Annotated in this window: 1 protein-coding gene and 1 pseudogene; both read right to left on the bottom strand. The window is 51.4% G+C overall.

The window, feature by feature from the left end:
• The coding region (locus RDN69_RS05815) for an ESPR-type extended signal peptide-containing protein (protein WP_288218364.1) at window positions 1–4,066 on the bottom strand (4,066 nt) is incomplete at its 3' end.
• Window positions 4,067–4,488: 422 nt separating this feature from the next.
• Window positions 4,489–4,796 (bottom strand): annotated as a pseudogene (locus RDN69_RS05810) (hypothetical protein); the annotation flags it as partial.

The raw sequence follows: 4,796 nt of genomic DNA, 5'->3' as shown, positions 1-4,796 counted from the left end.
TGCTGCCGTCTTCTTGCGCTTTTGCTTCTACGGTTACGGTGTCACTGTCCACGATGGTATTTCGCGTGTCCTTGGTCGCGACGGTCACTTGCTGTTTTTTACCGTTGCTGTCTTTAAGGAAAATCGTGGTCGTGTTGTTGTCATTCTCTTCGCCTTCCAGCGTGTAAGTGGTGTCGGTATTGACCACATCACTGATCATCTTGGAAACATCGACCTCATAGTTTTTGCTGGGGTCGCTTTGCGTGAATACAAGTTTCTTTTTGTTCGCGTCGTAGGTGCCACCGGTCGTGTACGTGTTGGTATCTTTCGTCGCTACCGTGACTTTCTGCTCTTTGCCGGCGTTGTCTTTCAAGCTGATGGTCGTGGTATTGTCAGCGGCATTTTCCGTCCCTGTCATCGTGTAGGTCGTGTCGGTGTCGACCGCATCCTGAATCGACTTGAGGTCCACGCTGCCGGTGACTTTATTGCCCGCCGTATCTTTAACGGAAAGGCTCAGCTTGCTGCCGTCGAGGGAAAGCGCGTTGGTATTCGCTTCCAGTGTCGTATCGGTCGCGGAAATTTTGTAGCTGCCTGCCGTCGCGCCCGGCGCTACGGTGATATTATCACCCGCCTCGATAGTGGTCTTGGCCGCCGCGATTTCCTGTACCGCTTTCAACTGCGCGACGTTCACCGCGTCGGTGTCTGCTAAGCCTGCGGCAAGATTGGTAATCTGTCGTGTCGCGTCAGCGTTACCGACAGATACAGCGCCCTTCACGGATTTCCATGTCGGCGTAGTTTCTGTGGATGCTTTTCCTGTCTTGGGATCATAACCGGCCACTTCCGCAGCGGTATCCGCCACTGCGCCTTCACCTAAGGCAACACCTGCGTTAGCCTTGGCTTGCGCTCCTGCGCCAAGCGCCGTTCCGTTTTCTTCCGACACAGCCGCATATCCTAACGCTACGCCGCGGTCGCCATGAATCCTTGTAGCCGCACCGATACCAATCGCTTCTTTTGCTTCCACGAAAGAAGTCGTACCGATCGCTATCGAGTTGTAATGGTTTTCAGCTCTCCAGTCGTGCGCGTCTATCACCTTGTAATATTTTCTATCTACAATCGGTTTCGACGGATCATCATAGTTGTAATAAACAGCCTCATAGAGTCTATATAATTTTTGATCCGCTTCCGGCAATGCTTTATATTCTTCCGGAGTTATGCCTTTTCCTGAAACCCTCGCCTGATTACCGATCGCCACGGAACTATCGCCAAATGCTCTGGTTTTATTTCCCAAGGTAACAGCACCCATTGCATACGATCCCGTTTGGTCGCCAACCGCTACAGCGTACGGTGCTTCCGCAATGGAAGTTTCACCAACCGCAACGCCGCGGTAGTTACTGAAGCTTCTGTTACCAAGAGCAACACCTCTCTCTTTGCTGGAGCTGTTCCTGCCGATGGCTACGGCTCCGAATCCGTCCGCATTGGCGTAGCCGCCGATCGCTACGGTTTGATGAATCGAGCCCTTAGCCCCGGTGCCGATCGCTACCGTTTCCTGACCTTCCGCGCTGCTTTTGCGCCCGATTGCTACACCGCCGAAGCCTGTGACAGAAGCACTGCTACCGACAGCAACTCCGTCATTGGCCGCATCCCCGGATGATGCTTTCGTACCAATCACTACTGACGATTCTCTTTCGGCTTTGGCATCTTTGCCGATCGCGATCGCGTTTTTACCAGTCGCGCCGTCGTTATTCCAGTTGGTGTCGGCAGGTTTTTTACTGTCGTCTGCGTTGACGGAGAAATAATGGATCTTGCTGTCGTTGATTTGCTTGTTCAGATTAGTAATGCTCGCATTGCCCGCAAGGTCAATCGCGCTTCCGTCAATACCGTATTTGACGGTATTTCCGTCTTGTTCCACCGTGAGACCTTTGTTCGGCTCCTTGACGTCAAAAGCGACCGTGTCGCCATCCGCAACATCCTTAGCTGTGCCGTCTCCCGCTTTCAGCTTCCACGAATTCATCGTGCCGACGCCTTTATCGCCGATACCCAGATCTTGTTTCAATTTCTTCGTATTCAGCGTGTAAGTGACCGTCTGATCATCACTTACGGCCGCCGTGAGAGCATCGCCGGTGCCGTCGCCCTCCTGAGTAACCGCTTTGAAAGTAATCGCCGCTTTGTCTTTTCCGCCAAGCGCGACGTCCGAAGCCCCGCCGTTTCCGTCTTTGATGCTAAAGCCCGCTTGCAGGTTCGTGATATTCGTTTGGTTTGTGGCAATATCGCCCGCGTTCTTTTTCACTCCCGCGGCCGCGTCGGTCACGTTTTTGGCGAACTCCTCGTCCAGGCTGACTGTAAGCTTCGGTGCATCATCTTCACCTGTGACCGTCACCTTCACATTGCCCGCACCAACGAATTCGACCTTGCTCTGCTTATCATTTCCCACATGGACCAAGTGCGTGTTCTGTCCGTCGCCCACGGAGAAACTGCCGTCAATATTTGTCACAGGTGTTTTTCCTGTATTAATGCTATTTACGATATCGCCCGCGATATAGCCGGAAAGCTTTTTCTTGTCAATCCCGTACTTGACCGTCTTGTCGCTTCTCGACACGGTGAGTCCCTGACTTTCGTCCGCTACGCCAAGAATAACCTCATCGGCATCTTTCACTTCGGCAGCGTCCGTCTCTGTCCCGGCCTTCAGCTTCCACGACTCCATCTTGCCGTTGACCACATCATTATTCGCGATCTGCTTATTCAGCGCTTTTTCATCTACCGTAAGCGAAAGACCTGAAGCGCTGACCACCGGTGTAATGTATTCATCACCGCTTACCTTGACTTCATCTTTCGCTTTCACGTTTTTCGCGCCCGACTTCGCGTCCTTAAGCGTCCAGCCGGCTTTCAGGTTCGTGACATCCGCCTTATTGGTTCTGATGTCATCTCCCATGTTCAGGACCTTGTCGCCAAGCTTACTGATATCTCCGTTATTCGCGCTGATTCTCGAGCTCAGCTCGTCACTGTCCGTATTGTGCTTCTCGCGGAGACGTTTCAGCTGCGCTACGTTCACGGCGTCCGTATCTTCAAGACCCGCCGCCACATTGATGATTTGGCGGGTCAGTCCTTTTTGGTCATTACCGACCGAAATGGCGGGCAGCGTCGATGTCCACACATGGGTTTTGTCGCTGGATATCGCGCCTTTGGATATGCCAAGGCTAGTATCCCACCCGCTGATGCCCGCTTTTGTTTGGGAACGCGAAAACGAGCCGAGCGCGACGCTGTCACTAAATGCCGCTTCCGTACCGAATCCGATCGCCACCGCGTTCTTCGCCCGCGCTTTTGCGGTCGCGCCGAGAGCTGTGGAATTGTCCCCTGTCGCATGCGCCTCAAAACCAAGCGCCGTTCCCTGGAGGTCATACGTTTCCGCATAGGAACCGATCGCCGTGCCGCGTTTCTTTTGAACGCGAGCGTGTCTGCCGACCGCGACGCCCTGGTTGACTTCTTCCTCAAACGAATCTTGTCCGTCTTTGGTCGCTTTCATCTTGATTTTGAGATATGAAGTAGCCCTAGTATCTACCGGTGCATACAGCTTTTTATCTTCATCCGACAGTGCTTCATATTGATCACTGGTGATTTTTTCCCCGGTGACAAGCGCGTCCGGTCCGATCGCCACGGAAAAGAACCCTTCCGCCACCGCGTGATGTCCTACCGCCATAGCGCCCGTGGACGGCGTTTCCGACAGACGTCCGATCGCCATTGATTGCGTGCCGGTCGCCAGCTTATTGGAGTAATTGGTAAAATCATTAAATAATTTGTCATTCGTGCCCTTCAAGTTGTCAGAATTGACGGAGAAGTAATGCACCGCTGTTTTATTTTCGTCGAGCTTTTTCAATACCGCGTCATAGACCGCTTGTTGGTCAGCGGTAAGATCCGCCGCGTACACGCCGAATGCCGGCAGCGCGGTTGCCATGAGTACGCCCAAAACCGCAGCGGTGAGCGTCGCTCTGCCGCGTACCTGACCACTCTTGCCGTGGCTCTTCGCCATCTCCGACGCGGCCACCCAAGTGTTTTTGACCTGACTCCAAACAAGCTTGTAAATCTTATTCATCGGTCTTCATCCCTTCATAATAAAATAGCATTAAATAATGACGTCATACTTGACTAAGATGGTTTTGCATCTCACATACAATATTAATCCATCTTATTTGCTAGGTCTACACCAAAAACGCGTTATTCCAAACAAGTATTTATTTTTTTACTTATTTTTTATTCACTTTTTACTAAATAGGTGCAAAGCGTTGCCTTGCCCCCCTCTTCACAACAAGCGAAGTGATAAATCCGGCGTTTCTCATCATCGGATCACAATGTCAGCTAGGAATGCTTACTTGCGTAAAATCGATTTGTAAATGAAGGTTTATGATGGAAGGGGTTGCTTCCCCTTTAACTGCAACACACTCTAAAAAATACGCATTCCCCATGCGAAAAGGGTCACGGCGCATATGCTCTGTGCCCCTTTTCCGTTGCTGCTCTTTATTTCGCTGCCATGAGTTTCCGCATTTGTTCTTTCAAAATTTCGATTTCATTCCTCATTTCTTTGTTTTCATTCTTGATTTCTATGTTTTCATTCTTGATTTCTATGTTTTCGTCCTGCATCTTCGCGTTCGCTGTTTTCAGCTCTTGGATTTCGTTAGCCATAACAACTCTGGAGGTCGATACATTATTGCCCTGTCCGAGTTTTACGGAAACGCCCGCGTTCACCATGTTTTCACCGCCGCCGAACGAACCGCCGACGCTGAACATCGTGTCTTCATTCGGACGATAGTACGCGCCGATAGCGA

It is taken from the genome of uncultured Negativicoccus sp., assembly GCF_902480485.1.
Lineage (GTDB): Bacteria > Bacillota > Negativicutes > Veillonellales > Negativicoccaceae > Negativicoccus > Negativicoccus succinicivorans.
The sequence above is the reverse complement of the archived record's forward strand: the minus strand, read 5'-3'. Positions and strand labels throughout refer to the sequence as shown.